The 26,649-nt window shown below is 66.2% G+C and carries 23 protein-coding genes and 1 pseudogene; 7 read left to right on the top strand and 17 right to left on the bottom strand.

The window, feature by feature from the left end:
- Positions 1-4: 4 nt before the first annotated feature.
- The 4 genes and pseudogenes from LJE69_RS05390 to LJE69_RS05405 form a co-directional block, all read right to left on the bottom strand.
- The gene (locus tag LJE69_RS05390) at positions 5-310 is read right to left on the bottom strand and encodes a type II toxin-antitoxin system RelE/ParE family toxin (RefSeq protein WP_296922281.1); all 306 of its coding nucleotides are present in this window, start codon (positions 308-310) and stop codon (positions 5-7) included.
- Positions 295-483 (bottom strand): hypothetical protein, encoded by a 189-nt coding sequence (locus LJE69_RS05395; RefSeq protein ID WP_058556016.1) that lies wholly within the window; start codon positions 481-483, stop codon positions 295-297. The genes LJE69_RS05390 and LJE69_RS05395 overlap by 16 nt, the downstream gene beginning before the upstream one ends.
- Positions 484-587: 104 nt before the next feature.
- A complete protein-coding gene (locus tag LJE69_RS05400; RefSeq protein ID WP_296922285.1) occupies positions 588-860 on the bottom strand; it encodes an AbrB family transcriptional regulator in 273 nt (90 codons plus the stop codon).
- A 209-nt stretch (positions 861-1,069) separates the two neighbouring features.
- Positions 1,070-2,452, bottom strand: a pseudogene (locus LJE69_RS05405) (efflux RND transporter permease subunit); the annotation flags it as partial.
- Positions 2,453-2,748: 296 nt separating this feature from the next.
- Between LJE69_RS05405 and LJE69_RS05410 the strand changes: the two are divergent.
- Entirely contained in the window at positions 2,749-3,615 is an 867-nt protein-coding gene (locus tag LJE69_RS05410) for a hypothetical protein (RefSeq protein ID WP_296922287.1), read from the top strand.
- A 309-nt stretch (positions 3,616-3,924) separates the two neighbouring features.
- Here LJE69_RS05410 and LJE69_RS05415 read toward each other — a convergent pair whose 3' ends face one another.
- The 8 genes from LJE69_RS05415 to LJE69_RS05450 all read right to left on the bottom strand — a co-directional run bounded on the left by LJE69_RS05415 (position 3,925) and on the right by LJE69_RS05450 (position 11,735).
- Complete coding sequence (locus tag LJE69_RS05415; RefSeq protein WP_296922291.1) at positions 3,925-4,077, bottom strand: hypothetical protein; 153 nt, start codon at positions 4,075-4,077, stop codon at positions 3,925-3,927.
- Positions 4,078-4,702: 625 nt separating this feature from the next.
- Positions 4,703-6,178 (bottom strand): exodeoxyribonuclease I, encoded by a 1,476-nt coding sequence (gene sbcB, locus LJE69_RS05420; RefSeq protein WP_296922294.1) that lies wholly within the window; start codon positions 6,176-6,178, stop codon positions 4,703-4,705.
- A gap of 274 nt (positions 6,179-6,452) precedes the next feature.
- Positions 6,453-6,815 carry a 50S ribosomal protein L19 gene (gene rplS / locus LJE69_RS05425; protein WP_296922298.1) on the bottom strand — a complete coding sequence of 121 codons (363 nt, stop codon included), beginning with the start codon at positions 6,813-6,815 and terminating at the stop codon, positions 6,453-6,455.
- The gene (trmD, locus tag LJE69_RS05430; RefSeq protein ID WP_296922300.1) at positions 6,812-7,588 is read right to left on the bottom strand and encodes a tRNA (guanosine(37)-N1)-methyltransferase TrmD; all 777 of its coding nucleotides are present in this window, start codon (positions 7,586-7,588) and stop codon (positions 6,812-6,814) included. The genes rplS and trmD overlap by 4 nt, the downstream gene beginning before the upstream one ends.
- A gap of 57 nt (positions 7,589-7,645) precedes the next feature.
- Positions 7,646-8,170: a ribosome maturation factor RimM gene (rimM, locus tag LJE69_RS05435; RefSeq protein ID WP_296922302.1), complete on the bottom strand. Its 525-nt coding sequence runs from the start codon at positions 8,168-8,170 to the stop codon at positions 7,646-7,648.
- Positions 8,171-8,259: 89 nt separating this feature from the next.
- A complete protein-coding gene (gene rpsP, locus LJE69_RS05440) occupies positions 8,260-8,529 on the bottom strand; it encodes a 30S ribosomal protein S16 (RefSeq protein WP_296922308.1) in 270 nt (89 codons plus the stop codon).
- Positions 8,530-8,888: 359 nt separating this feature from the next.
- On the bottom strand, positions 8,889-9,836 hold the full coding sequence (locus LJE69_RS05445) for an alpha-E domain-containing protein (protein WP_296922311.1): 948 nt from the start codon (positions 9,834-9,836) through the stop codon (positions 8,889-8,891).
- 384 nt (positions 9,837-10,220) lie between these two features.
- A complete protein-coding gene (locus tag LJE69_RS05450; protein ID WP_296922314.1) occupies positions 10,221-11,735 on the bottom strand; it encodes a circularly permuted type 2 ATP-grasp protein in 1,515 nt (504 codons plus the stop codon).
- A gap of 585 nt (positions 11,736-12,320) precedes the next feature.
- Here LJE69_RS05450 and LJE69_RS05455 point away from each other — a divergent pair.
- Positions 12,321-13,085, top strand: coding sequence for a PEP-CTERM sorting domain-containing protein (locus LJE69_RS05455; RefSeq protein ID WP_296922317.1), 765 nt, complete (start codon positions 12,321-12,323; stop codon positions 13,083-13,085).
- Positions 13,086-13,670: 585 nt separating this feature from the next.
- On the opposite strand, the gene LJE69_RS05460 is transcribed toward LJE69_RS05455, so the two are convergent.
- The 3 genes from LJE69_RS05460 to xseA all read right to left on the bottom strand — a co-directional run bounded on the left by LJE69_RS05460 (position 13,671) and on the right by xseA (position 17,187).
- A complete protein-coding gene (locus LJE69_RS05460; RefSeq protein WP_296922320.1) occupies positions 13,671-14,327 on the bottom strand; it encodes a hypothetical protein in 657 nt (218 codons plus the stop codon).
- 512 nt (positions 14,328-14,839) lie between these two features.
- Positions 14,840-15,544 (bottom strand): response regulator transcription factor, encoded by a 705-nt coding sequence (locus LJE69_RS05465; protein WP_296922322.1) that lies wholly within the window; start codon positions 15,542-15,544, stop codon positions 14,840-14,842.
- Positions 15,545-15,783: 239 nt separating this feature from the next.
- On the bottom strand, positions 15,784-17,187 hold the full coding sequence (gene xseA, locus LJE69_RS05470) for an exodeoxyribonuclease VII large subunit (RefSeq protein ID WP_296922325.1): 1,404 nt from the start codon (positions 17,185-17,187) through the stop codon (positions 15,784-15,786).
- Positions 17,188-17,349: 162 nt separating this feature from the next.
- Between xseA and guaB the strand changes: the two genes are divergently transcribed.
- Positions 17,350-18,816 carry an IMP dehydrogenase gene (gene guaB / locus LJE69_RS05475; protein WP_296922328.1) on the top strand — a complete coding sequence of 489 codons (1,467 nt, stop codon included), beginning with the start codon at positions 17,350-17,352 and terminating at the stop codon, positions 18,814-18,816.
- Between the two features lie 579 nt (positions 18,817-19,395).
- On the opposite strand, the gene LJE69_RS05480 is transcribed toward guaB, so the two are convergent.
- A complete protein-coding gene (locus LJE69_RS05480; protein WP_296922332.1) occupies positions 19,396-19,998 on the bottom strand; it encodes a Uma2 family endonuclease in 603 nt (200 codons plus the stop codon).
- Between the two features lie 275 nt (positions 19,999-20,273).
- Here LJE69_RS05480 and guaA point away from each other — a divergent pair, with 275 nt between their 5' ends.
- The 4 genes from guaA to LJE69_RS05500 all read left to right on the top strand — a co-directional run bounded on the left by guaA (position 20,274) and on the right by LJE69_RS05500 (position 25,631).
- Positions 20,274-21,857, top strand: coding sequence for a glutamine-hydrolyzing GMP synthase (guaA, locus tag LJE69_RS05485; protein WP_296922335.1), 1,584 nt, complete (start codon positions 20,274-20,276; stop codon positions 21,855-21,857).
- Between the two features lie 179 nt (positions 21,858-22,036).
- Entirely contained in the window at positions 22,037-22,510 is a 474-nt protein-coding gene (gene tadA, locus LJE69_RS05490; protein WP_296922338.1) for a tRNA adenosine(34) deaminase TadA, read from the top strand.
- A gap of 469 nt (positions 22,511-22,979) precedes the next feature.
- Positions 22,980-24,437, top strand: a complete 1,458-nt coding sequence (locus LJE69_RS05495; RefSeq protein WP_296922339.1) for a DUF1800 domain-containing protein — start codon at positions 22,980-22,982, stop codon at positions 24,435-24,437.
- A gap of 24 nt (positions 24,438-24,461) precedes the next feature.
- On the top strand, positions 24,462-25,631 hold the full coding sequence (locus LJE69_RS05500) for a DUF1501 domain-containing protein (RefSeq protein WP_296922342.1): 1,170 nt from the start codon (positions 24,462-24,464) through the stop codon (positions 25,629-25,631).
- 88 nt (positions 25,632-25,719) lie between these two features.
- Here the strand turns inward: LJE69_RS05500 and LJE69_RS05505 are convergent, their stop codons facing one another.
- Complete coding sequence (locus LJE69_RS05505; RefSeq protein WP_296922345.1) at positions 25,720-26,424, bottom strand: hypothetical protein; 705 nt, start codon at positions 26,422-26,424, stop codon at positions 25,720-25,722.
- Between the last annotated feature and the right edge of the window lie 225 nt (positions 26,425-26,649).

Raw genomic sequence — 26,649 nt, forward strand, 5'->3', positions numbered from 1 at the left:
CACGTCAGGGCACGCGGTCCCCAAGCTCGCCGATCAACCGCTTCCCGTGCAAAATCGCGACGACAAGCTCGCGCTTCGGCTCGATCTTGTAGATGACCCGATAGCTATAGACGAATCGTTCCCGAACCGATTGGTTGTTCAATTCCGGAACAACGCGGCCGATGTCGGGAAACTGCTGAATCGATCGCGTCGTTGCCAGAACCTTCCTGGCGACGGCGCGGGCGTATGAGGGGGAGTCGCGCGCGATAAAGGCGGTGATATCCTCCAAGTCGTCCGCCGCTTCGGGCGACCAGATCAGTCGTCGAGCCATTGCCGCATCCGTGCCATCACGTCCTCCTGCGACAACGTGCCTTCCTCAGCGGCGCGCTCCTCTCCTTTTTTGACCTTCTCCAGAACGTACAGGTGATACTGGATGTCTTCCAGGCTCGCGTCGTCGGGAAGTGTCCGCAACAGGCCTTCGACTTCGGCCTTGGCAGTGCTCATGGTCCGGCTCTCCAGGTGTCAGGTGGGTGCCCAGCCGCGCCAACTCAGTTGTTCGGCCCGGCAAGCTTGCAGTGCAGCATAGCGCCATACCTCCCGGACATCACTCAGAGTGGCCTATCGTCGAACGGGTCACGCGGAACCCGCGGCGGGTTCTCCCGCTCCTGAAGTAAGTCTTCGGGCAGCGGCGCCGCGTCCAGCAACGCGAAGAGCCTCGCCAACCGCTCAGGCCGCGGTCGCGACGGCTTCGGCGTCAGGATGATGTCGCCGGAGACCTCGTCACGCCGCACCCATACCTCGTCCGCGGACAGCTCGAATCCGTCCGGGAGGTCCAGCGTTTGGTGGGTGTTGGTCCTGTGGACCTTTGCTGTTGCGCGCATCGTGGGTAGTCCTCCGGCTTGCTGGCCACAGCTTAGACCACAGCTCCTTGGCTTCGCGAGCTCGGGAGGCGGGGCTCCGGTCGCTCTCTCACGAGTGGGCCTGGATCGAGGGCAGCACCGCATGGTCGGGGGCGAGACGCCCCCGACCCCAGTTGCCGGCGCGACGCCGGCGCTCCCGGGGCGGGACGCCGGCGCTCCCAGTCGCGACCTCACCCCGTCGCCGTCCTGATCCACTCCACGCGCTTCCTCATCACTCCGTAGTACACCACCGGGATCACGACCAGGGTTAGCACGGTGGAGACGAAAAGGCCGAACAGCAGCGACACGGCAAGCCCCGAGAAGATCGGGTCGTCGAGGATGAACAGGGCACCGGCCATCGCGGCTACCGCCGTCAGCGCGATGGGCTTGGCGCGGACCACGGCGGAGTTGATCAACGCCGCTTCGAAGCCCTTGCCTTCTATGACCTGCTGGTTGATGAAGTCGACCAAGAGGATGGAGTTGCGCACGATGATGCCGGCGAGCGCGATCATGCCGATCATGCTGGTGGCGGTGAATTGCGCACCGAGCAGCGCATGGCCGGGCATGATGCCGATGAGGGTGAGCGGGATGGGGGCCATGATCACCAGCGGTACGATGTAGCTGCGGAACTGGGCCACCACCAGCAGGTAGATCAGGATCAGCCCGACGCCGTAGGCAATGCCCATGTCGCGGAAGGTTTCATAGGTGATCTGCCATTCGCCGTCCCATTTGAGGCTGTACTCGTAGGGGTTCTCGGGCTGCTGCATGTACCACTGATTGAGGCCCGGGTCGTCGGTGAGCTGGCCCGCGATCTCGAACAGGCCGTACAGCGGGCTGTCGGTCTTGCCCGCCATGTCGCCGGTGACATAGGCCACGGGCAGCAGGTCCTTGTGGTAGATGCTGTGCTCGCGGGTGGTGTCGATGACCTCGACGATCTCGGACAGGGGCACGAGCTGCCCGCCCATGGAGCGCACGCGCAGCGCGAGCACCTGCTTCAGATCGGCCTTGTCGGCGGCGTCGTACTCGACCCGGATGGGCACGGCGTATTTGACGTTGGCCCCGTGCAGGTAGCTCACGTCCTCGCCGGCGAGCACGGTCTGCAGCACCTGCGCGACGGCGGCCTGCTCGACGCCTAAGCGCGCGGCCTTGGCGCGGTCCACCTCCACGAGCACCTTGTCGGAGGGGAATTCCACGGAGTCGTCGATGTCGACGATGTCCGCGGTCTCTCCGAACGCCTGCCGCACTTGCTTGGCGATGGCGATCTGGCCGGCGTAGTCGATGCCGTAGACCTCGGCGACCAAGGGGGACAGCACCGGCGGGCCGGGCGGGATCTCCACCAGCTTGGCGTTGCCGTCGTATTGGCGGGCGATCTGCTACAAGGGCTCGCGCAGCCTGAGCGCAATCTTGTGGCTCTTGTCGTCGCGGTAGTGCTTGTCGACCAGATTGACCTGGATGTCGCCCAAGTGCGGCCCCTCGCGCAGGTAGTACTGGCGCACCAGGCCGTTGAAGTTGATCGGCGCGGCGGTGCCGGCGTAGACCTCATAGTCGGCCACCTCGGGCACGCTGCTTAGGAAGGAGCCGTAGGCCCAGCTCGCGAACAGCGTCAGCAACAGCCCGGCGATGGCGAGCAGCGGCGTGATCTCGGTGTTCTGGAAGCGCTCGGCGATGCGACCGGAGAGGCCGAGGCGGCCGCCCTTGCGGTCATCGCCCTTGCCGTGGGCGTCCGCGCGAGCATGGCGACCGCCGACACGCTTGGATATGCTGCCGATCCGCGACAACACCCTGCGCGGCAGCCGTCCTGCATGCGTGCGGAGCGACGCCGTCCTCAATCGCGACCCGGGGACACTGATCGCACCACGACGAGTTTTCGATGAGCCACGACCAGAACTTCAAGAACCTGATCCTCGATTATCCCCACGACGCGGTGCGGTTCTTTGCGGCCGACGAGGCGGCGGAGATCGATAATCGAGCGCGCATCATCCCGATCCGCGAGGAGCAACTGAAGGAGCGACTGGGCGATCGGTTCCGAGAACTGGACATGCCGCTATTGGTGGAATGGCCCGACGGCCGCCGCGAGGCCCTGCTGTTCGTGCTGGAAGAGGAGACGGACACGTCCCGGTTCTCGATCCACCGCCTGGCCCACTACTGCTTGGACCTCACGGAGCTGTTCGACACGGAACGCGTCGTGCCCGTGGCGATCTTTCTGCGCGAAGGCAAGCGGCCCGAGGAACTGAGTCTAGGCGGCGACAGGCACCGCTACCTGAACTTCCGATACCTCGCCTGCGCCCTACCCGACCTGTCCTGGCAGGATTGGCGCAACAGCGACAACATCGTCGCGCGGCTCAACCTGCCCAACATGCGCTACGATCCAAGCGAGCGCGTTGCGGTCTATGCCCTGGCGCTGCGCGGTCTCGTGACGCTTGAGCCCGACCCGGAGAAGCGGCTGAAATATGTCGACTTCGTCGACATCTACGCCGACCTTAGCGACGCCGAGCGTGAACAGTATCAACGCGACTATCCCGAGGAGACCAAGACCATGCAGTCGTTGACCACCCGCATGCGCGACGAAGGCATCCAGATCGGCGAGGCGAACATGCTCCTGCTGTTACTGGAGGACAAATTCGGTCCTGTCCCCGCGCAAGTCCGCGCACAGATCGAAGCCGCCGATCCGGAATCGCTACTCCGGTGGTCCCGGCGACTGCTGAAGGAAGACAGCATCGACGAGGTGCTGCGGTAACCGACACCGCCAGCGAAGCCGCCGTTGCCGATCCCGACCCTGCACATCGACGACGAAGCACTCGCGCAACCGCGCCAACCCGTCCCGCTGCGCCACGCCTGCCTCGTCACCGGGCTCACCTGCGCAGAATTCCGTTACCTGCTCGCCGCAATCCACGGCGGCGAGCCGTGTCTGACGGCTTACGAATACCGCCGTCCCCCCGAGTCGCCCCGCCAAGTCCCGCCCAACCACTACCGCAACCTCCTGCGCGACCCACCCGCCGAGCCGCCATCCGCCGCGTTCCTGAAGACCCTGCCCACCCATGACCTATCAGATCCGGCCCGAAAATCGACGCTGGCGCGCGGCGCTTTCTCGCTGGGTCAGCGTATTTGCCAAATTATTCGTGGTCTGTCCCTCAATATCGCATTGCTCGACTGGCAACCAACGACTCCACATCACCACCCGTCCGACGAAGACGCTCATGCTTCGAACTTCGCCCAATCTGTCCCCCACGCTGTAAGCGCCTGCAGGCACGCCCGGAGCGTACACCGCGTCTGCAACTTGGCACGCGAGCGTTGTCAAGAGGATATGCCAGCGGTCCGTCCATCGCCCTGACGACTCGTCAGGATTTGCCCCAGATCAACGGCCGAGCCCAAGCCGCGGCTGCCGCGTACGAATCTTCCCGCGCGACGCCATCCGCGCGGCGCTGGATCATCATTGGCCGGCCTCCACGATGCAGGGCCGTAGGATAACTCGGCAATGGCCGCTTCAAGGCTGAGGTAAACAACGCGTCCAGGCTCTTGGCATCTGCGACACGAGCCGCGTAGAGAATATGCAATACGCGCATCAAGCCGGCCCCAACTACGCCTGCCGCTCGGCCCTTTTACTCGACCTCGTCGGGGCGCGGTGGCCGGTGTATTCGAAGGTCGAGGTGCGTAGCAAGCACAAAGCCGCCGTAGGATGTACTGGCGTCGTAGTTTGCGAACAATGGAAGCGCGCGCGCCCCGGCTTGTGGGTTGGCGGGACATTCGGGCCGCGCTCGGTCGCGGCACCGGGAGTGGCACTCCCACAATCGTTGCCAGCGGTTGCCGGCTCTTGGAGGCTCGGCTTAGATACCCGCGTCCATGACCCGCTCTCCCCATGCCTCGAGGTCGGTCAGCAGGTCGTCGGGCTTGGCATCGGATGACGGCTCGTCGTCCGACGCGACGCGCAGCTCCGCGAGACGCCCGGCGTAGTCGTCGATGGTGATGGAGGCGCCGGCCTCGGGGTCGGTGAGGCGCTCGAAGCGCCATGCGTCCCAGTCCTCGCGCTCGGCCTCGGTGAGGGTCTCGGGCCAACTGCGGGCGCGCATGCGGAACAGCAGCGTCGGCAGCCTGCTGTCCTGAAAGCGCGGGTGCTCGGCGGCCAGCTCCGGCGGGGAGAGCCGGTGCAGGCGGGCCATCTCACGGATATCTTGGTCGGGGAAGAAGCCGCCGGAGTAGAGCATACGCTCGGGGTCCTGCAGGCGGCTGTCCGGCCCGCCATCGGGGCCGACTTGGGGCTCGCGGCGCTGGACCTCGCGGACCTTGGTGGCGATCTCGCCGGCGTGGCGGCGAATGAACGCCGCGTGCTCCGCCACCGACGCGGGGACGATCCGCCAGCGCTCGGCGGCGGTGTCGGTGAGGGTCTTGAGCGGCGCCAGCATGGGCACGGCGTTGGTCTTGAACCCCTTGAGCGGGATGCGCTCGACACCCTCCGGCAGGTCCTCCGCGGCGGTGAACACCCGCGCGCGGATCTCGTCCACGGACAGGTCCAGCAGCAGCGCCGGGTCGGTGCGCAAGTCGAAGCACCAGCGCTGCTTGGGGTTGTCCTCCGCAGCGGCGACCACGGCCACCGGCGCGATGCAGCCGAGCGCCGCCGGGTAGCGCACGGAGACGTGCAACAGCGGCTGTCCGCGGTCGATGAGCCGGTCCACTGCCGCACGGTCGCGCAGGGTCAGCCCGTAGGCGAAGAGCCGCGGCTGGGCTCGGCGCAACAGCCGCGCCATGGCGATGGTGGCGCGCACGTCGGCCAGGGCGTCGTGGGCGCCCGCATGCGGGATGCCGTTGGCAGCGGTGAGGTGCTCCAGACGGAACGAGGTGACGCCCGGCTCGCGCTCCGGCCACTGGATGCCATTCGGCCGCAACGCGTGGGCGAGCCGCAGCGCGTCGATGAGGTCCCAGCGGGAGTTGCCGTTGCGGTGGGCGTGGGCGTACGGCTCCAGGAGGTTGCGATAGAAGAGCTGGCGGGTGACCTGGTCGTCGAAGTGCAGGCTGTTGTAGCCGACGCCGCACGTATCAGGCGCGGCGAGCTCGCGCTGAATGGCGCGGGCAAACTCGGCCTCGGGAATGCCCTCGCGCTCGGCGCGCTGGGGGCTGATACCGGTGATTAGGCACGCGTCGGGCTGCGGCAGCAGGTCGTCGGCCGGGCGCGCGAAGACGACCAAGGGCTCACCGACCTCATTGAGCTCGGCGTCGGTGCGTAGCCCGGCGAACTGACATGGACGATCCACGCCCGGGTCGCTGCCCCAGGTCTCGTAGTCGTGCCAGTAGAAGCTGGCGGGCAATGGAGGGCTCTTGGGCGTGGTGGTTGGCCGGAATCGCGGCAGCCAGGGTGGCGGATATGCTTCGAGACCGTGAAAGTATTGCTCGCAAAGCCGAAATCGAGCAGATCGCAGGTCGGATCAGCAATAGCGTAACCCCACCATCAACGACTTACTCGCGCCCTTACCTGGCGCCCATCGTCGGGTTACGCTGCGCTAACCCGACCTACACCGAATACTTGCACAGCCTCTTCGCTTGTCCGCCCACCAGGTTCTTGCTGGCCGCCTGCCGCTCGAGTCAGTTGCTTGAGCTGGGGCCGAGCTTCTCCTTGATGCGCGCGGCCTTGCCGGTGCGTCCACGCAGGTAGTAGAGCTTGGCGCGGCGCACGTCGCCGCGGCGCTTCACCTGGATCTCGGCCACCGCCGGGCTGTAGGTCTGGAAGACGCGCTCGACACCCTCGCCGTGGGAGATCTTGCGCACCGTGAAGGCCGAATTCAGGCCGCGGTTGCGCTTGGCGATGCACACGCCCTCGAACGCCTGCAGGCGCTCGCGCTCGCCCTCCTTGACTCGGACCTGTACGACCAAGGTGTCGCCGGGCGAGAAGTCCGGCACGGTCTTGGCCATCTGTTCCTTTTCCAGTTGTTCGATGATGTTGCTCATGTGTTTGGCTCCTGTTCAGCCGCGGTGCCGCCGCGGCCCCGCATGTATTCGTCCAGCAATGCCCGGTCCCGGGCGTCGAGGCCGCGCGCCCGCAGCAGGTCCGGCCGCCGCTCCCGGGTGCGTCCGAGCGCCTGCTGGCGGCGCCAGCGCTCGATGGCGGCATGGTCGCCGCTCAGCAGCACCGCCGGCACGGCCCGCCCATCGACCACCTCCGGGCGGGTGTAGTGCGGGCAGTCCAGCAGCCCGTCGCCGTAGGAGTCCTGTGCCGCCGAATCGGCATGCCCCAAGGCGCCCGGCAGCAGCCGGATCACAGCGTCCATCACCACCATGGCCGGCAGCTCACCGCCGCTCAGCACGTAGTCGCCGATGGACCACTCCTCGTCCACGCGGGTCTCGATGAGGCGCTCGTCGACCCCCTCGTAGCGCCCCGCCAACAAAATCCAGCCCGGCGCGGTGGCGATGCGCTCCACGTCCGCCTGCGTCAGCCGCCGGCCCTGTGGGCTGAGGTAGGCGACGCGGCTGTCGCAGCCGGCCTGCACCGCTGCGGCCTTGGCCGCATCGATGGCCGCACGCAACGGCTCCACCTTCATCACCATGCCGGGGCCACCGCCGTAGGGCCGGTCGTCTACGGTGCGCTGCGCGTCGGTGGCGAAGTCGCGCGGATTCCATGTCTCGAGCTGCGCGATGCCCCGGCGCAGCGCCCTGGCGACGACGCCCTCCCCGCTCAGTATCCGGAACTGTTCCGGGAACAGGGTGATGACGTCGAAGCGCATCGATGCTGTCCTCGCAGAGCGGGCGGCCCGCGCCGCGCCCTGATCCAGAGTCCGAACTCAGAAGTCCGGGTCCCAGTCCACCAGGATGCGCCGGCGCTCGAAGTCCACGTCCTTGACCACCTGCTCCCAGATGAAGGGCAACAACCGCTCGCGCTCCCCCTCCACCACCAGCACGTCGTTGGCGCCGGTGGGAAAGAGATGACTCACCCGCCCGAGATCGGCGCCCGCCAGCGTCTGCACGTTCAGTCCTTCTAGGTCGATCCAGTAAAACTCGTCCGCCCGCGGCGCCGGCAACTGCTCCCGGTAGACGGCGATTCGGCGGCCGGTCAGCGCGGCCGCGGCTTCGCGATCTTCACAGCCCGCCAGCCGGGCGACCAGCGCCTTGCCATGACGGTGGCCTTCGATCACCTCGGTCTCAACGCCGTCCACCAGCCAGGGACGGTAGCGCAGGATGTTCTCCGGCGGCTCGGTGTCGGAGAAGATCCGCACCCAGCCGCGCACCCCGTGCGGTGCGCCGATGCGGCCCAGCTCCACGAGCCGGCGCTGGTCAGTGGCCGCGGGGGCCTGTGCCGCGGTCGCCATGCCGGCCATCACCATCCAAGAACGAGTTTGGCGAGTAGGGGCTCCACTGGAGGCGACTGGGGGGCGACTGGGTGTCAACTGGGCGTCGCCTAGGCCTCCAGCGGCGACGCCTCCGCCTGCTTGGCGGCCTCTTTCAGCAGCTTGGCGACGCGCTCGGTGGGCTGCGCACCCTGGCGGAGCCAGTGCTCCGCGCGGGCACGATCCACGCGCAGACGGTCGGCGCTGCCCTGGGCGCATGGGTCGAAGAACCCGATACGCTCGATGTTGCGGCCATCGCGGGCACGGCGAATGTCCGCGACGACGATCTGGTAGAACGGACGCTTCTTGGCGCCGCCGCGGGAAAGACGAATCTTGACCATCGTTGGTTTCCGGTTGACTTGCCTGTTCGAGTGGTCGACTCACCCGGACCACAAGCGCTCCGGGCACAGCGAAACCCGCAATTGTACATGAAGATTGCCGGAGTGGAAGGCTTTTCGACGAGCGATGGACTATTCGGCGGCGGACTCGCCTAAGCGCCGCTTCTGGCGCGCCGGCACCGTGGGAGCGCCACTGCCTTTTTTCGGCGTGATGAGGGCCGCCTGGTGGCCTGCGGCTTGGCTGTGGCTCGGCCCGTCGTGTGTCGTCTCGCCGCCGGTCGCGGCACCAAGAGTGCCGCTCCCACAAGAGCTCGCGCCGGCCGCCGCACCTGGAGTATCGCTTCCGGCTTTGTCAAATCGGCTCAGGCCGCCTCCTCCACGGCGAGCGGCGGCGGGAACCAGGTGGCGGCGATCTCGCCGTGCAGGTTGGCGATACCGAGTTGCACGTCATCCACGAAGTCGTGCAGCTCCGCCTGGGTCAGCGCGGGTAGATCGGCGCCGTCCAGCAGCCGGGCGATGCGGCCCACCTCGCGCAGCGACGACTCGTTGCGCGGCAGCCGCTCCAGGCCCCTGCGCGCATGCTCGATGCACCAGCGCACCGAGCGCGGAAACAGCGGGCTCTTGAAGATGAAGCGCAGCACCGGCGCGCGCTGCACCCGGATCTGCTCGCTGCGCCGGTACATTTGGTACGCGGTCATGGACTTGAGCACGCTCACCCACTGGATGTTGTCGTAGGGCCCGCCGCCGTCGGCCGACGGCAGCAGATTCGCGGACTGCACGTCGGCGATGCGCGTGGTCATGTCCGCCCGCTCCAGGTAGCGGCCGAGCAGCAGGAACTCGTAGCCCTGGTCATGCAGCATGGTGCCGTCCAGCAGCCCGGCAAGCGTCTGACAGCGCAGCACCAACTCGCGCAGGTAGGCGTGACGGCCGGTCTTGGCCAGCCCCTTTTGCAGCTCGCCGGACGCGAACAGGTGCAGGCCGTTGATCTGCTCCCAGAACTCCCGCGGCACGATGTCGCGCATGGTGCGGCAGTTCTCGCGCGCCGCGGACAGGGCCATCAGGATCGAGCCTGAATGGCGCTCGTCGGCCAGCAGGAAGCGCACCACCTGGCGCTCGCCATAGTCCTTGTGCAGCTCTTCGAACAACGCGTTGGCGCCGGTGATGTCCACCAGCGGGCGCCAGCCGGGCGCGACGCCCTTGGGCAGGTCCAGCAGCAGGTTGGCGTTGACGGTGACGATGCGCGCGGTGTTCTCGGCGCGCTCCACGTAGCGGGCGAGCCAATAGAGGTTCTCGGCGACTCTGGACAGCATGCGGCGGACTCCGGCTGGATGCAGCAGTTGGAAGCGATCGAGAGGTCTCGGCGCGCGGACGGCGGCAAGTCCAGGTCGCCACCAAATCGAAATCGGGATCGAGATCGATGACGAACCGGGGCCGACTGCTTCGGCCTCGATTTCGATAGCGATAGCGATAGCGATGCTCGCAGCCGCGTCCGCTAAAGTGACCTCGCCCGTTCCAATTTCGATAGTGATGACCACGACTCGGCGCCGATCATAACTTGGCCCGCCGCCGTGGGAGCGCCGTCCTCGGCGCGACGGGCGCCCAATCGCGGCGGGGACGCCGCTCCCACTGCGCCATGGCTTTGGACGGAGTCATGATCAAGGCCGTTCGCCGGGCCTGCGCTTGGCGGGCGCATGCTAGCGGACCTGCGATTGGGCCTGGGCTTGCGCCTCGCTCTGAGCTTGGGCCTGAGACTGCTCCGGCGCACCCTCCGGGATGATCCAGGTGTCCTTGCTGCCGCCGCCCTGGGAGGAGTTCACCACCAGCGAGCCCTTGCGCAGCGCGACGCGCGTCAGGCCGCCCATGGTGACGCTCTGGCGGTCCGCGGACAGGATGAAGGGCCGCAGGTCCACGTGACGCGGCTCGAGCTCGCGCTTGATGACCGTCGGCACGGTGGAGATGGTGAGCGTTGGCTGGGCGATGTAGTTGCGCGGATCGCTTTTGACCAGCGCGACGAACTTGTTGCACTCCGCCTGGCTCGCGGCCGGGCCCACCAGCATGCCGTAGCCACCGGACTCGTTGGCGGGCTTCACCACCAGCTCGGCGATGTGCTCCAGCACGTAGGCGAGCGCATCCGGCTCCATGCAGCGGTAGGTGGGCACGTTCGGGATGATGGGGTCCTGGTCCAGGTAGTACTTGATGATCTCGGGCACGAAGGCGTAGACCACCTTGTCGTCGGCCACCCCCGCACCGGGCGCGTTGGCGAGCGCGACATTGCCCGCCTTCCACGCCCGCAGCAGGCCGGGCACACCGAGGATGGAACTCGGGTTGAACGCCTCCGGGTCGAGGAACAGGTCATCGATGCGCCGGTAGATGACGTCCACCCGCGCCGGGCCGTCGACCGTGCGCATGTAGCAGCAATCGTCGCTGTCCACGAACAGATCGCGCCCCTCCACCAGCTCGGCCCCCATCTGCTGGGCCAGGTAGGCGTGCTCGAAATAGGCGGAGTTGTAGATGCCGGGCGTCAGGACCACCACCTCCGGATACTCCGCCGGACGCGGTGACAGCGCCGCCAGGGTGTCGAAGAGCTGGCTCGGGTAGTCGTCCACCGGCAGCGGCGCGTAGTGCTCGAAAAGCTCCGGCAGCACGCGCTTGGTGACCAGCCGGTTCTCCAGCATGTAGGACACGCCGGAGGGCACACGCAGGTTGTCCTCCAGCACATAGATGGTGCCGTCCTTGTCGCGCACGAGGTCGGAGCCGCAGATGTGCGCCCAGATGCCGAGCGGCGGGTCCACGCCCACACACTGCGGCCGGAAGTTGACCGACTTGGCCAGCACCGCCTGCGGGAAGATCTTGTCCTTGACGATGCGCTGCTCGTGGTAGAGGTCGTCGATGAAGAGGTTCAGCGCCTCCACGCGCTGCTTGAGCCCCGCCTCCACCCGGCGCCACTCGGGCTCCTGAATCACCCGTGGCACCACGTCGAAGGGCCAGGCACGGTCGATCATGCCGCCCTCCTCCGAGTACACCGTAAACGTGATGCCCATCTCCTTGATGGACGCCTCCGCCGCCTGTTGGCGGGCCGCCAACTCGTCCGGCCCCAGCGCATCGATGTCCGCCGCCAGCGCCTCGCAGCCGGCGCGCGCCTGCGCCGGCCCTTCCATCAGCTCGTCGTAGAAGCCCTCACAGGCGTAGTCAGCCCAAGCCGTCTGCATCGTCCGCGCCACCCATAGAGTCTGGAACCACCCAAGTCGCCCGCCGCCTGTGGACTTCGGGAGCATACGCCGCGCCGGTGCCACAGGAACAGCCCACCCCGGCATTGTGCCGGCGTCGGGTGCACGGGCTCAAACCCAGCCCGAGCGGAAGAGCGCATGCCGATCGCTCCGGGGCGGGTGTGCGCACACGTACCCTGCTGCATTGCGGATTGTCAAATACCCATGCTTGATTCGGTGTTATTGTGCGCACCGGAACCATCCACTCCTCCTTTCGCCGCTCCCCTGGCAGGGTGCGGCGTTTCTTTTTTTGTGATGCGGCGCTCAAAGCGGACAGTGCAGCCTTTGCTCTCGTCCGACTTTCTGTAGTGTGGTGCTCGTGCTGGGCACAGGATTTCGGGCGGCACCGGGACATCGTGGCCCGCCCCGTCGGGCGCACCATCTCGATTTCACGACAAGCGGCGTTTCGGCAGGCATTCGATCGGTGAATGCCCTACAATGTCGGTATCGCGCGCTCCCGGCTCGCACACGCTGCCGGCTCGACGCGGTGCAAGTTCAAGGCTCAAGCCGCAAGGGGCTACCTAGACCATGACCAGACGCACAAGCAAACTGAGGCTCTCAGTGGCGGCCGCGGTGGGAAGCCTAGCCGTCGGCAGCGCGCACGCCGTGCCGGTGGGCTACAACGACTTTTCCGCCTTCCAGGCGGCGCTGTCGACGTACGGGCTGACGTCCGTTCTGCACGACTTCGACAACGTGACCGCGGATGGCAGCTCGATCGACGGCGCCACCGTGGACGGCATCACCTTCTCGGACTTCTCGATCAGCTCGGGCGCGACACCCATCGTCAGCGATGTGAGCGATGTCGCTCCGGGCAACACGCGCAGCGCGCCCAATGCCATCGGCACCAGCAACGGCGGGACGAACCAGAAGTTTCAGAGCAGTAACACCAACGGCGTACCAGGCGACGGCTTCACCATTTCCGCCTCGAATGCCTTTGCCATCGGCGCTTGGTTCATGACCACGACGTCCGGCTTGCTCGATGGCGACCTACGCATGACCGTCGGCACGACGACCCAGAACAACGCGGCCGACCCGAATGAGACATACAACGGCGGCCCCTTCCCCAACGATGGCGTCGCAGCCTACTTCATCGGCTTCATCGACCCGGACGCGCCAATCACTTCGGCCACCCTGTCTTCCACCGATGAGTTCCAGTTCGAGTTCCGCGTAGACGACGTTTACACCGCCTCGGCACCGCTCCCCTCCACCCTGGCACTGCTGGGGCTCGGCACCGGCCTCTTGGGTCTGACCAGCTTGCGCCGGCGCCGGATGGAGCAGTCCTTGGCTTGCTGAGCGTGGACGTGGCTTCACCTCGATCCGATAGATCTCCGGTCGGCGAACCGCAACCGTAGCGCCGTCCCCTCGCCTCGAATCACTCCATCGCGCCGGCCGGCGGAACCTGACCGCAGGCCGAGCGCTATACGCCACTGCCCCCAGGCGCTGGCAACCTCCCCAGCGACCCGATCCAGCGTCCAATCGCGGCGGGGACGCCGCTCCCACGGCGCCATGGCCCTGGACGGCGTTGCGATCAAGGCGGTTCGGGACATCCTGACCGGGGTCGCTTCGGGGAACGCCCGTAAGGCATGCGAGTTGCGCTTTTCGCTGCCCCTCTTCCTCCATCCATCACCCTTGTGCGCCGTGGGCTAGAGGCAGGTCCGAGCAATGCCGAGGGCCAAGGACCCCAGCGGTTGCCGGCCCAACACCGATGCCACGGCGCAAAAAAAGAGACAGCGCCCCTGGAGGCACTGTCTCTTTGCTCGATCTACCGCGCTGCCGATTGCGCTGGCTTTGTCGGCCTGGCTCCCCGGGGACGATGCCCCGGGGAGCTTGCGTCACTTGTCGGCATTGAGCTGATGGATGTCGCTTCTTCCGACCCGATCAGTAGGAGTAGTTGTCGCAAGCGTCGCTGGCGTTTTGCCAAATGACCGTAAGCAGGTAATCGTAGTACTGCGAGGACATGTCCCGCTCCGTGTCGAGGGCGACGTAGTCACCCAGGAGATCCATGATGTCTTCGACGTCGGCGTTCGCCTGCTCGATGCTGCCGTAAGGATCGTTGCGCAGATCGGTACGCGTCGGAATGTACATCGGCGCGACCAAGCGCAGGGCGTTGCTGATTGTATTGATGCGTGCTGCCATCTCCTCGTCGTTGTAGGCGCGCGGGCCGGGCGGCACCGCGTTCTCGGCGATGGTGCAAGCGCGCAGCAGCATGGTATCGCGCGTGGTGTACGCCTTGGACAGCAGCGCCTGGGTGCTGAAGTCTTGGTCCTGCGCCGACTCCGTCAAGCCCGCGACCGGGAACGACAGATTGGTCTCCAGGCTCAGGATTGCGCTGGCGATGGAAGCGGAGTCAGCGAAGGCTGCCTGCGCGGAGAAGCTGGGCGTGAAGGTACGATCCTCCAGCGACACGGTGTCCTGCTTGAGCGCGTCGAGCTCTGCCGGCGTCATCGCCTGTGCGGGGGCAGCGATTGCGAGCGACAGCACAGCAGCGGCACCGGCGGTCAGGACTCGATTCAGGGTGTTCTGCAGCTTGGTCATCTCGGCTCTCCAGGTGCGATGTTCGGGCTGATCGGGGGCGGCGGTTTGTTGTCGCCGCGTTGCAGTCTTGTTGGGTGTTATCTTGGCCGATGATGGGGGATACGCCTACGGCACGGGGACGTAATCCCGATTAGGCGGTTCGAGAAAGACCCTTTAGGAAAGCGTCGTACAGAAGGGGGTATATCGTCGGGCGTACTAGCGGGAAGTCAGCGCGGTCGCGCCGGAAAACCTGGATAAATCCCTTACTTGCAAGGGCTTGCCGGATTATCACCAGCCGCGGCCACCGCCTGACAAGGCCGCTGAAAACAGAGCCGGGCGTCGTACCGTGGCAGACTGAACGGGGGTGGATACGCGGCGCAATGGCGCTGGGAACGCGCCGAGAGGCGGGTCAGGCAGGGAGTCTAGAAGAGGCGTGGGGCCGGGACAGAAGGGCCAATAGCGGGCGCCGCTGAGTCAGCAACGCTCATCCGGAGCGCAGAGGTTCCGAAGTCAGAGGCAGCCGCCCGCGAGGCTCAGCGCGGCGGCGCCTCCGATGCCTGCTGCGCGCCCCCGTCACTGCCGCGCTGACGATCCTCCGAGCGCCGCCCCGGAATGAGCCGGTGCTCGAAGGCGTAGGACGTGAGTGCGCGGTTATCGGCGAGTCCGGTCTTGCGCAGGATGTTGGCACGATGCACGTGCACGGTCTTGGGACTGATGTTCAGCGTCTCGCCGATGTCCGCGACGCTGTTACCGAGCGCGATCAGGCGGAAGATCTCGAACTCGCGGTCCGTAAGCAACTCGTGCGGCACGCGGTCGGAGTCGTTGACCATCCGGTCCGCCAGTTGCTCCGCGAGCGCCGGACTGACGTAGCGCCGGCCACCCAGAACGCGGCGCAGCGCCTCGCCGAGGATTTCCGGTGAAGCGCTCTTGTGCAGGAACCCGGCGGCCCCCGTGCGCAGCGCCCGCAGGCCGTACGGAGATTCCGGCATGGCCGTAAACACCAGCACCGGCAGGTCCGCGTGTGTCTTGATTAGGCGGTTCAGGAAGCTGATGCCGCCGGCGTCGGACAAGCCGATGTCGATCATGGCGCCCGACCAGATCCCACTGCGTAGCTTGTTGATGGCCTCTGCCGCCGAACCCACGCCCTCCACCGCGACCGAGAGCCCGGCGGCCTCGATGGCGTGCAAGATGCCGGCCCGCATCACGGGTTGTTCGTCAACGATAAGGAGTTTTTGCACCTGGTCCTCACCCTGTCTACGGCGTCAGCAGAAAGCGATCGCCGACGCTTGCGGCAGCACGGCGGTCGCTCGGCGCGCTGCATATCACGTAAGCCACGCATCTACCACGCCAATATACGTCAAACGTCCGAGGGACTCACCCGGGAACCCGCGCCCTCCCCCGATCCCACTCGCCGCAGCATCCACGCTGCGGAGCCCTGATACCAAACGTGTAAATGACACTGCTGCGGGCACCTATGTCAACCACCGTCGGCTGCCGGATCGCGCCATTGCTCGGATTCCGTGGCGAGCACCTCGGCGCGCAGCCGTCCTTGTGCAACGCGCACGTCGACGCGCTCGCCGGGGCTGACGTCGGCCGGCGAGCGCAGCACCTTGCCGTCACGCTCCCGCACGACGATGGCGTAGCCGCGATGCAGCACGGCCAGTGGACTCAGGGCGTCCAACCGCGCGACGAGCGTCTCGAGCCGCTGTCCTCGCCGATGCACCAGCGACCGTCCGGCACTCTGCAACCGCTGCACCAACGCCGCCAAGTGCAAACGATGCGCTGGCAGCCGCCGTTGTGGCGCGACGGCCCAGAGCGCTGCACGACGGCGCTGCAACCCCATTGCCTGCTCGCGCAGACGGCGCCGCATCGCCTGCTCCAAGCCCTGGCGCAGACGGTCGGCGGTCTGCGCGAGTTGCTCCAACCGCGCTGCCGGATGCCGCAGCCGCAACCGGCGCGAGGCATCGTCCAGACGCCGCCGCGCCACACGGCTGCGCACGTCCAGGGCCCCGGACAGACGCCGCCGCAGCATGCCAAGCCGGTGCCGCAGGTCAGCGGCCGCCGGCACCGCCAGCTCCGCCGCCGCGGACGGCGTTGGCGCCCGCCTGTCGGCGGCCAGATCGGCGATGCTGAGATCGATCTCGTGGCCGATGCCCGTGAGCACCGGGATGAGCGATGCGCGGATGGCCTGCGCCACACCCTCGTCGTTGAAGGCCATGAGGTCCTCCAGCGAGCCGCCGCCGCGGGCCAGGATCAGCAGGTCGCACTCGGCACGACGATTGGCCAGCGCCAGCGCCGCGGTGATGTCCCGCGGGGCAGCATCCCCCTGCACCGTCACCGGGTAGATCAGCACGGGAACCAGGGGCAGCCGGCGCGCCAACACCGTGAGGATGTCGTGCACCGCCGCCCCATTCGGCGAAGTCACCAGCCCGATCTGCCGCGGCATGGGCGGCAGCGCGCGCTTGCTGGCCGCGTCGAACAAGCCCATGGCCGCGAGCCGGCGCTTGCGCCGCTCCAACTCCATGCGCAGCGCGCCTTCGCCGGCGGGCTCCATATGCTCCACGCGCAGTTGGAACTCGCCACGCGCCTCGTACAACGTCAGCTGCGCCCGCAGCAGCACCTGCTGGCCGTTGGCCGGGCGGAAGCCGAGCAGCCGGCGGCGCTGCCGGAACAGTGCGCAACGCACCTGCGCGCCGGCGTCCTTGAGCGTGAAATAGCAATGCCCGGACGGCGGCTCGGCGAAGTTCGAGATCTCGCCCTGCACCCACAGCAGCGGCAAGGCGCCCTCGAGGATGGCGCGCGCCTCGGCGTTGAGCCGGGACACGGTCCAGATATCGCGTTGGAAATCGACGATCTGCTCGGCGCCTGCGGCGAAGGACATGATGGAGATACGGCTCTGCGCGCTGGGGGGACTCGCGCCGAGATCCGCTGGGCGGGCCGTCCGGCGCGGCAAACTGGTTAAACGTTAAGTTTACCGCGCTGCATTGAATTCCTAAGATAAGAGGTTAACTGAACGGCACCTGCCAGCCGCCGGAGAAACCTTATGCGCCTGCTCGGTGAAGCCCTCACCTTCGACGATGTCCTCCTCGTACCCGCCCACTCCCAGGTGGTGCCAAGCCAAGTGGACCTGTCCACGCAGCTGACCCGCGACATCTCGCTCAAGATTCCACTGCTGTCCGCGGCCATGGACACCGTCACCGAGGCCAGGCTCGCCATCGCCCTGGCGCTCGAGGGCGGCATCGGCATCGTGCACAAGAACATGTCCATCGAGCGCCAGGCGCGCGAGGTGCAGTACGTCAAGCGTTACGAGAGCGGCATCATCCGCGACCCCATCACCGTGGACTCCGAGATGAGCATCGGCGAGGTACTGGCCATCACCCGCGCCCACAGCATCTCCGGCGTGCCGGTCACCGAGGGCGGCCACCTGGCGGGCATCGTCACCGGCCGCGACCTGCGCTTCGAGACGCGCATGGACGCCCCCGTGTCTGCCATCATGACGCCGCGCGAGCGGCTGGTGACCGTCAAGGAAGGTGCCAGCCGGGAGGAGGTCCTGGGCCTCCTGCACAGGCACCGCATCGAGAAGGTGCTGGTGGTGAACGACGCCTTCGAGCTGCGCGGCCTCATCACCGTCAAGGACATCCAGAAGGCGGCGGACTTCCCAAAGGCATCCCGCGACGACCACGAGCGCCTGCGCGTCGGCGCCGCGGTGTCGGTGGGCGCCGGCACTGAGGAGCGCGTAACGGCGCTGGTGGAGGCCGGCGTGGACGTGCTGGTGGTGGACACCGCGCACGGCCACTCCCAGGGCGTGCTGGACCGCATCCGCTGGATCAAGGAGCACTTCCCGGACGTGCAGGTCATCGGCGGCAACATCGCCACCGGCGACGCCGCCAAGGCGCTGGTGGAGGCCGGCGCCGACGGGGTCAAGGTGGGCATCGGCCCGGGCTCCATCTGCACCACGCGCATCGTCGCGGGCGTCGGCGTGCCGCAGATCACCGCCGTGTCCAACGTCAACGAGGCGCTGGCCGGCACCGGCGTGCCGCTGATCGCCGACGGCGGTTTGCGCTACTCCGGCGACATCGCCAAGGTCATCGCCGCCGGCGCCAACAGTGTCATGATCGGCGGACTCTTCGCCGGCACCGACGAGGCCCCGGGCGAGGTGGAGATCTACCAGGGCCGCTCCTACAAGTCCTATCGCGGCATGGGCTCGCTGGGCGCCATGGGCGGCGAGCAGGGCTCCAGCGACCGCTATTTCCAGGCCGACACCGAGAAGGACAAGCTCGTCCCGGAGGGCATCGAGGGCCGCGTGCCGTACAAGGGCAGCGTGATCAACGTCATCACGCAGCTCATCGGCGGCCTCGCCTCCAGCATGGGCTACACCGGCTGCCGCGACATCGAGGAGATGCGCACCAAGCCGCAGTTCGTTCGCGTCAGCGCCGCCGGCATGCGCGAGTCGCACGTGCACGACGTGCAGATCACCAAGGAAGCGCCGAACTACCGGATCGACAACTAAAATGAGGGGCTGGCGACTTGCGTAGTCAGGCCATCCTGGCCCAACACAATCAGGGCTGGAAGCCCTGACTACGCACGGCACGCGAGCGACTGGCCGGAACGATGATCAAGGCCGGCGAGCCGCTGCTCCAGCGGCGCGTAGCCGCGCCTGAACACGCTGGTGAGCCGCGACTTGTTGCGCACCTCCTGGCGGGCGGCACCGAGGTCGATGAGCTTGGTGCGACCGTGTCGAAGCCGGCGACGGCGCGGGCCTCGTCGAGGAAGCGCTCGCGGCCCCAGCGGAATACGTCTAGGGCCTCGCCCTCGCGCACCACCACGCCCAGGCCATCGCTGTCGCGGGCGTCCCATTCGCCCGGGCAGCCACCGGGAGCGCCGGCGTCTCGCCGGCCACTGGGAACGGGGGCGTCTCGCCCCCGCAATCGAAGACTGGGAATTGGTCGAACCGCTGCCGGTCAAGGTTTGGCGCGCTGATGCCAAACCCTGGGATCGCGCTTGAGGTGCATGATCGCGACCACGAGGGTACAGTCCGAGCGGAGCTACAAGAATTTGGCCGGTCAGTTGAACGCGTGCAGCGGACCCCCTAACCCGGCGCGATCTTCCGCGCCCAGTCTCGAAACGCCCGCACTGCCGCATTGCGGCCGTCTACCCGGCTCTGCTCCAGGAAACGCGGGATGGCATCGGCCAGCGGAAGGCGGGGGAACTGGTCGCTGTGCCCGGTCTCGACATAGGTATCGCCGCGCAGGCAGTGGATGTGCAGGCGCGTGCCGTCGAAGCGCCACAGCTCGGGCACGCGCAGCGCGGCGTAGATGGGCCGATGGTCGCGCCGGCTGGTGATGTCGATCTCGAGCGCGAGGTCCGGCGGGGGATCCATGGCAAGGTCGATGCGGCGCTTGCCGCGGATGGCGGACTCGTGGGCGATGTAGAAGCACTGGTCTGGCTCGACGCCCTTCGCCACGGCGGGGCTGCGGAGCGTGGTCGAGCCGATATTGCGAAACTCGATGTCGAGCGTCTCCAGCAGGGCTTCGACCAGGTCACCGATAATTTGCTTGTCGTCTTCGTGCTCCAGCAGCGGCGTCATCAACTCCAGCACCTCATCGTCGTAGGCCAGGCGCACACCCGGCCGTTCGCCCATCTGGTCGAGGAAGGCCTCGAACGAGGGCCAGTCGACGGCCTCGAACAGCACGGATTGCCCTGGGGGCAGGATCATTTGGGTCAGATTGATTGGCATGGCGGGACCTCTCGGTTCTCAGCGGAGGGCAAGCGTACGAAGGATAGCGTATTGACTCATCTGCAAACGTCGCCATAGGGTCCGCTGTGCGGACCATAGCGCGGTGGCCGGAAAGATGATCGAGGCCGCGTCGGGTTACGCTGCGCTAACCCGACCTACAGCGAATACTTTCAAAGTCTCCAGGCGCATCCAAGCCGTCATCCTGCCCCTAGCCCCTAGCCCCTCAGATTATGTCCATCCATTCTGACCGCATCCTGATCCTCGACTTTGGCTCCCAGTACACCCAGCTCATCGCGCGCCGGGTGCGCGAGGCCGGCGTCTACTGCGAGCTGCACCCCTGGGACATGGCGCCGGATGCCGTCCGCGCCTTCGCGCCCCGGGGCGTGATCCTCTCCGGTGGCCCGCAGTCGGTGCACGCGGCCGAGACACCGCGGGCCGACCCGCTGGTGTTCGACCTTGGCGTCCCGGTGCTCGGCATCTGCTATGGGCTTCAGACCATGGCGGCGCAGCTCGGCGGCAGCGTCGCACCGGCCACCGAGCGCGAGTACGGCTACGCCCAGGTGCGAGCCCGCGGCCATTCCCGGCTGCTGCGCGACATCGAGGACCACACGACGCCGGAGGGCTACGGCCTGCTGGATGTCTGGATGAGCCACGGCGACCGCGTCGAGTCCCTGCCCGCCGGCTTCAGCGTCATCGCCGAGACCGCGAACGCCCCGCTCGCCGGCATCGCCGACGAGTCCCGCGGCTTCTACGGCGTGCAGTTCCACCCCGAGGTCACCCACACCCGCCAGGGCCAGCGCATCATCGAGCGCTTCTGCCACGAGATCTGCGGCTGCGGCAACCTCTGGACGCCGTCCAACATCGTCGACGACGCCATCGCGAAGGTACGCGAACAGGTCGGGGACGACGAGGTGCTGCTCGGCCTCTCGGGCGGGGTCGACTCCTCGGTGGTGGGCGCCCTGCTCCACCGCGCCATCGGCGACAGGCTCACCTGCGTCTTCGTGGACAACGGGCTGCTGCGCCTCGGCGAGGGCGACCAAGTGATGGCCACCTTCGCCCGTCACATGGGCGTGCGCGTTATCCGTGCGGACGCTGAGGAGCAATTCCTGTCCCGCCTCGCCGGCGTCGACGAACCGGAGCAGAAGCGCAAGATCATCGGCAACACCTTCATCGATGTCTTCGAGCACGAGGCCGGCCAGCTCCGCGGCGTCAAGTGGCTGGCGCAGGGGACCATCTACCCGGATGTCATCGAGTCCGCCGGCGCCCACGGCGGGCATGGGCCCGGCAAGGCCAAGGTCATCAAGTCCCACCACAACGTCGGCGGGCTGCCGGAGCACATGAAACTGGGGCTCGTCGAGCCGCTGCGGGAGTTGTTCAAGGACGAGGTGCGCAAGCTCGGGCTGGAGCTGGGCCTGCCGGCGGAGATGGTCAACCGGCATCCCTTCCCCGGCCCCGGTCTCGGTGTGCGCATCCTCGGCGAGGTGCGCAAGGACTACGCTGACACCCTGCGCCTGGCCGATCACATCTACATCGAGGAGTTGCGCGCGGCGGACCTCTACGACGAGGTCTCGCAGGCCTTCGCCGTGTTCCTGCCGGTGCGCTCGGTGGGCGTCGTCGGCGACAACCGCCAGTACGCTCACGTCATCGCGCTGCGCGCGGTGGAAACCGTGGACTTCATGACCGCCCGCTGGGCACACCTCCCCTACGACTTCCTGGACCAGGTGAGTCGACGCATCGTCAACGAGGTCCCCGGCGTCTCCCGCGTCGTCTACGACATCACCGGCAAGCCGCCGGGCACCATCGAGTGGGAGTGAGCCGGGCACACCGCCGCAATTGCCGCCATTTCGCCGCCCAGTTTCGCGACGGCTTCGCTCATGATTCGGGCCAGAGCCACTCCGTGGGAGCGCCGTCTTCGGCGCGACTGGACGCCCGTCGCGCCGAAGACGGCGCTCCCACATCGGCGGGCGACGTTGCGATCGACACGCGGCGCGCAATGACTCCCAGCGCGGAGCAAGATTTGCGCTGGATGCGCCATGCGCTCGCCCTCGCCGAGCGCGCCGCTGGCGAAGGCGAGGTGCCGGTGGGCGCCATCGTGGTGCGCGACGGCGACGTGCTGGGCGAAGGCTGGAACCGCCCCATCGCCGCGCAAGATCCAACCGCCCACGCCGAGATCCAGGCCCTGCGCGCCGCGGCACAACGCGCCGGCAACTATCGCCTCCCCGGCGCCGAGCTCTACGTCACGCTGGAGCCCTGCGCCATGTGCGCCGGGGCCATCGTGCATGCCCGCATTGCGCGGGTCATCTACGGCGCCGCCGACCCAAAGGGTGGCGCCTGCGGCAGCGTGTTCGACCTGCTGCCCTCGGACAGCCGCTTCAACCACCGCACCGAATGCACCGGTGGCGTCTTTGCCCAGGTTGCCGGCGCACTGCTGCGAGAGTTCTTCGCCGCCAAGCGGGCAAAATCATGACGGGAAACAGGAAGTCATCACGACATCCTGAAGTTGTAAGGCGTCGATCGCCTGATCCAAGCCCAACAGCCAACCGTTCGGGCTCGACTTCAGGTGTACAAACAACGAAGCAACGCCAGACCGTGCGGCGCCCCCGTCTTGAGACGTGCCCTGTCGTCGACGTATGTAGTGCCATGCGGGAGCTGGTGGTAGCCCCCAGGGATTAGACCGTATTTATCACCATGACGACTCGGCGCGGCATGGTTAGGATGCCGAGCATGATCGCGCGACTGAAGGGTGCCTCGGAAAATTCGAGCTGCCCGTGTCGGGCAGGATGCCCCGCCATTTCTCAAGCGCTCAAGCGCTCAAGCGCTTGAGAAATGGCACCAAGCGGAAGCGACGTTTTCGCTTCGCGGCTCGAAAAATGCCATGGAAGGCATTTTTCGAGATCCCCTTAAGCGCGAATGGATGTCATCGGCCGGTCCTATTCATGTCCAAACGGCAGGCTCATCGTCAGGGGTTCATCGCGATCGTCGTCGTCCTCTGGCTGCTCGGACATGGCGGCGCGGTTCTTGCCGCGGGCATGGGTATCGATGACGCCCGGCACCTGCTGAGCAGAACTGGATTTGGTCCGACCTGGGCCGAGATTCGGCGCTATGCGGCGCTGAGTCGTACCGAGGGCGTTGAGCGCCTGCTCGATGAGTCCGGCACGACAGCGGTCACCCCGCCGCCGGATTGGGTGGGCGTCTATCCGCCACCGGTCGCGATGCGGACGCTGAGCGAAGAGGCGCGGCAACGAATCAACCAGGAGCGGCGCGAGCAATCGCTGCAACTGGTAGCGTGGTGGTTTGCGGAAATGCGCGCGACTCCCTCGCCCCTGACCGAGCGAATGACCCTCTTTTGGCATGGCCATTTCACGTCCGCGCTGAACAAGGTCAGCTTGCCCATCTTGATGTACCGGCAGAATGTCCTGCTGCGCTATCACGCCCTCGGACGCTTCGACGCCTTGTTGCACGAGATCGCCAAAGATCCGGCAATGCTTCGGTATCTGGACGGCGCCGTGAATCGAAAGGCACGGCCAAACGAGAACTTCGCTCGCGAGGTCATGGAGCTCTTCACCTTGGGTGAGGGTCACTACACGGAGGCCGATGTCAAGGCAGCAGCGCGATCCTTCACCGGCTGGAGTATCGACTGGCAGAACGGCAGCCTGTGCTTTCGCTCGTTATGGCACGACAGTGGCGTCAAGACACTGCTGGGTCACCGGGGTACTTTCGACGGCGATCAGGTGCTCGATCTGCTACTCCAACGCCCCGAGACGGCGCGCCACGTTGTCCGCAAGTTCTGGCGTGAATTCGTCTCGCCGCAACCGGACGCCGCCGAGGTCGAGCGCCTCGCCCGAGCGTTTCGGCAGAATCATTATGAGATCAAGCCGCTACTGCGGATGCTCCTGGAGTCACCGGCGTTCTGGACGCCAGCGAACCGTGGCGCGCTCATCAAGTCGCCTGTGGAATTCCTCCTGGGAATGGAGCGCCAACTCTCCATCAACCCGCTCTCGGATAACACCGTGCTCGCGCTATCGTCCCAACTGGGACAGAACCTGTTGAACCCACCCAACGTGAAGGGCTGGCCCGGCGGAGAGGACTGGCTCGACGGCCGCACCGTGCTGCTGCGCCGGGTGGTCGCTCGGCAGTGGTCTGCGGCACGGCGCCCACGGCCAGCCACGACGCGCACGAAGCAACCGGGCCAGAAGCCGGTCCCGCTCGATGAGCAGCCATTGGATTTTGAGATTCAGCCCTGGGTCAAACAGTTCGGTGCCAACGCGGATTGGCACGCACAGGCCGAGCGACTCCTGCTGCCGCTGCCGCCCCTGCGTCGGCCGGCCACCACCCTGCCGCCGATCCAGTACGTCCAGGGGCTGCTGCTGGATCCTGTCTTTCAATTGAAATAGCGACGACCAGGAGGAGCAACTGGGATGAAACGCCGAGCCTTCATCCAGTCTCTGGGAGCCGCGACCATCGCGACCGCACTGCCGGCGTGGCCCCAACCCGCCAGCAGCACCGACACTGGCGGCCACCGATTGCTGATCCTGATTGCACTCAAGGGCGGCAACGATGGGCTGAACACCGTGGTGCCCTTTGCCGATCCGCACTATTACAAGCTCCGTCCAACCCTGGGCATTGCACCGGACCAGGCCCTGAAGCTCACCGAGAAAGAAGGCCTGCATCCGCAGCTCGAACCCCTGCTCGCCGCCTGGAACGCACGCGAGCTCGCCGTTCTCAGGGGCGTCGGTTACCCCGAGCCCAATCTATCCCACTTCCGGTCCATGGACATCTGGGAAACGGCTTCCCGCAGCAACCAAACCTTGACGACCGGCTGGCTGGACCGGGCATTCGGATCTGATTCGAAGCCCACCCGAGGCACCCTCGACGCAATCGTCGTCGGCACCGATGAGACCCACTGTCTGCACGGCGGCGATGCACGCGTCATTACCATGGCCGATCTTGGGCAGTTTCGGCGGCAAGCGCAGTTGCTGGGCACCCCGCCCTCCGTCGTTCCCGCCCAGGCATCCTTGCGTCACCTGCTCCAACTGGAGAGGACGATTCGCGCATCCGCGGCCCGGATGAAGGCGGCGCCGCAGTTCAAGGCGTCTTTCAATCCCGACCCATTTGGCCGCGCGGTTCGCACCGCCTGCGACGTGATCGCGAGTCGGGACCGCGTCGGACTCGCCGTCGTACACCTTTCCTTGAACGGATTCGATACACATATCCGTCAGGTTGCCACGCAAGCGCGGTTGCTGAAGACCCTGAGCGAGGGGCTAATGAGCCTACGCGCCGGGCTGAAGGAACTGGGCGCCTGGCACGACACACTCGTGCTCACCTACTCCGAATTCGGACGCCGCCCCAAGGAGAACGCCAATGCGGGAACCGACCACGGCACAGCGGCCGTTCATTTCGCGATCGGCGGACGGGTCAAGGGTGGGCTCCACGGGGCCGCGCCAAACTTGGCGAACCTGGACAACAACGGCAATGCGCGCTTCACCCTCGATTTTCGCCGTATCTATGCGACCGTCCTAGAAAAGTGGTGGGGCATGGAAAGTCAGGACGTACTCGGAGGGCGCTTTCAACCCCTGCAATTTCTATAATGATCGACACGCACTCGCGCCACCGCTCGCCGGGGACTAGGCTCTTGCGCGAGCCTCTAGAGACGCGGCCCAGGCGGCATCAATCTGGCTAGGTCGCGTTGTCAGCCGGCGGCGCCCCCTGTTCGAGAAACTTCTTAAGTGCATAATTGTACACATCGAATTCAAGGCGGTTCTTCTCAATAAATAGATCTCTGAGGTAGACGGGAACCTCTTGGTTACGATCTGTCGCGTTATGGTGCCCCAACAAGGCGTCGTCATATGGCATGCCAAGCTTGTGTGCAATCCACCGCATGGACGTCCGAAGATGTTCCGTGATACCGATCTCAACGAAATACTTCTCAATGATTTCCCGATAATTGTCGCTGGTCACTTCCCTCGGGAAGTGGTTTAGCATATTAGGCTTTGTCGCAATCAAGTGCCGTTCTATATCCTCTTTCGGTATGCGGGTCTGGTCTTTCCAATCGCTACCCGACTTTCTGACATAGAAGTAGGACGAAATGGTCAACTCATACGGATCGCGAAGTATCGTGACAAATTGCTTCACCTCCGGATAGTAGTCGTCTACGCCAAACTGTCTTAGCCTGTTGAAGTGCCCATGTGCAACAACAGGGTTGTCGGCGGAATGCATCCCGTGCAGATCGTACTTTACAGGCATTTTCCCCTTTGCTTCGTCGAAATAGTGCATCAGCAGTCTGTCACGATACCAGGCTTCAAAGAACTTCCGCGAACTGATGCCCGCCGCCTTTGGCACATGTATTACAATCAGCGGTTGGGTGATGTCATATTTTCTCACATCTCATTCCTGTGGCAGCCAGCGGGCCTCAGGCAAGGCCCGCTGCAAAGAATGCACTTCAGTCCCGGCATCAATGAATAAGCACGGAGACAATGGTTCGCCGGCAGGCTTCGCCTGATACTGCTTGTACAGGATATAGGATTCACGCCAACAGGGAAACCTGAGCCACGAGGCAGTGCTGCGCTCGATCTCGGGCGCGGGTAGGGCAACGAGATCCCTGGCCGG

The organism is Thiohalocapsa sp. (genome assembly GCF_022340605.1).
Classification (GTDB): Bacteria; Pseudomonadota; Gammaproteobacteria; order Chromatiales; family Chromatiaceae; genus Thiohalocapsa.

Excerpts from the sequence above, each read along its gene's own strand:
- LJE69_RS05495 (WP_296922339.1), top strand. The coding sequence starts at position 22,980 with ATGTCCAAACGGCAGGCTCATCGTCAGGGGTTCATCGCGATCGTCGTC.
- guaA (WP_296922335.1), top strand. The coding sequence starts at position 20,274 with ATGTCCATCCATTCTGACCGCATCCTGATCCTCGACTTTGGCTCCCAG.
- xseA (WP_296922325.1), bottom strand. The coding sequence starts at position 17,187 with ATGTCCTTCGCCGCAGGCGCCGAGCAGATCGTCGATTTCCAACGCGAT.
- tadA (WP_296922338.1), top strand. The coding sequence starts at position 22,037 with ATGACTCCCAGCGCGGAGCAAGATTTGCGCTGGATGCGCCATGCGCTC.
- LJE69_RS05390 (WP_296922281.1), bottom strand. The coding sequence starts at position 310 with ATGGCTCGACGACTGATCTGGTCGCCCGAAGCGGCGGACGACTTGGAG.
- LJE69_RS05410 (WP_296922287.1), top strand. The coding sequence starts at position 2,749 with ATGAGCCACGACCAGAACTTCAAGAACCTGATCCTCGATTATCCCCAC.
- LJE69_RS05415 (WP_296922291.1), bottom strand. The coding sequence starts at position 4,077 with ATGAGCGTCTTCGTCGGACGGGTGGTGATGTGGAGTCGTTGGTTGCCA.
- LJE69_RS05500 (WP_296922342.1), top strand. The coding sequence starts at position 24,462 with ATGAAACGCCGAGCCTTCATCCAGTCTCTGGGAGCCGCGACCATCGCG.
- guaB (WP_296922328.1), top strand. The coding sequence starts at position 17,350 with ATGCGCCTGCTCGGTGAAGCCCTCACCTTCGACGATGTCCTCCTCGTA.
- LJE69_RS05445 (WP_296922311.1), bottom strand. The coding sequence starts at position 9,836 with ATGCTGTCCAGAGTCGCCGAGAACCTCTATTGGCTCGCCCGCTACGTG.
- trmD (WP_296922300.1), bottom strand. The coding sequence starts at position 7,588 with ATGCGCTTCGACGTCATCACCCTGTTCCCGGAACAGTTCCGGATACTG.
- LJE69_RS05450 (WP_296922314.1), bottom strand. The coding sequence starts at position 11,735 with ATGCAGACGGCTTGGGCTGACTACGCCTGTGAGGGCTTCTACGACGAG.
- LJE69_RS05400 (WP_296922285.1), bottom strand. The coding sequence starts at position 860 with ATGCGCGCAACAGCAAAGGTCCACAGGACCAACACCCACCAAACGCTG.
- rplS (WP_296922298.1), bottom strand. The coding sequence starts at position 6,815 with ATGAGCAACATCATCGAACAACTGGAAAAGGAACAGATGGCCAAGACC.
- LJE69_RS05455 (WP_296922317.1), top strand. The coding sequence starts at position 12,321 with ATGACCAGACGCACAAGCAAACTGAGGCTCTCAGTGGCGGCCGCGGTG.
- LJE69_RS05395 (WP_058556016.1), bottom strand. The coding sequence starts at position 483 with ATGAGCACTGCCAAGGCCGAAGTCGAAGGCCTGTTGCGGACACTTCCC.
- LJE69_RS05460 (WP_296922320.1), bottom strand. The coding sequence starts at position 14,327 with ATGACCAAGCTGCAGAACACCCTGAATCGAGTCCTGACCGCCGGTGCC.
- rimM (WP_296922302.1), bottom strand. The coding sequence starts at position 8,170 with ATGGCGACCGCGGCACAGGCCCCCGCGGCCACTGACCAGCGCCGGCTC.
- rpsP (WP_296922308.1), bottom strand. The coding sequence starts at position 8,529 with ATGGTCAAGATTCGTCTTTCCCGCGGCGGCGCCAAGAAGCGTCCGTTC.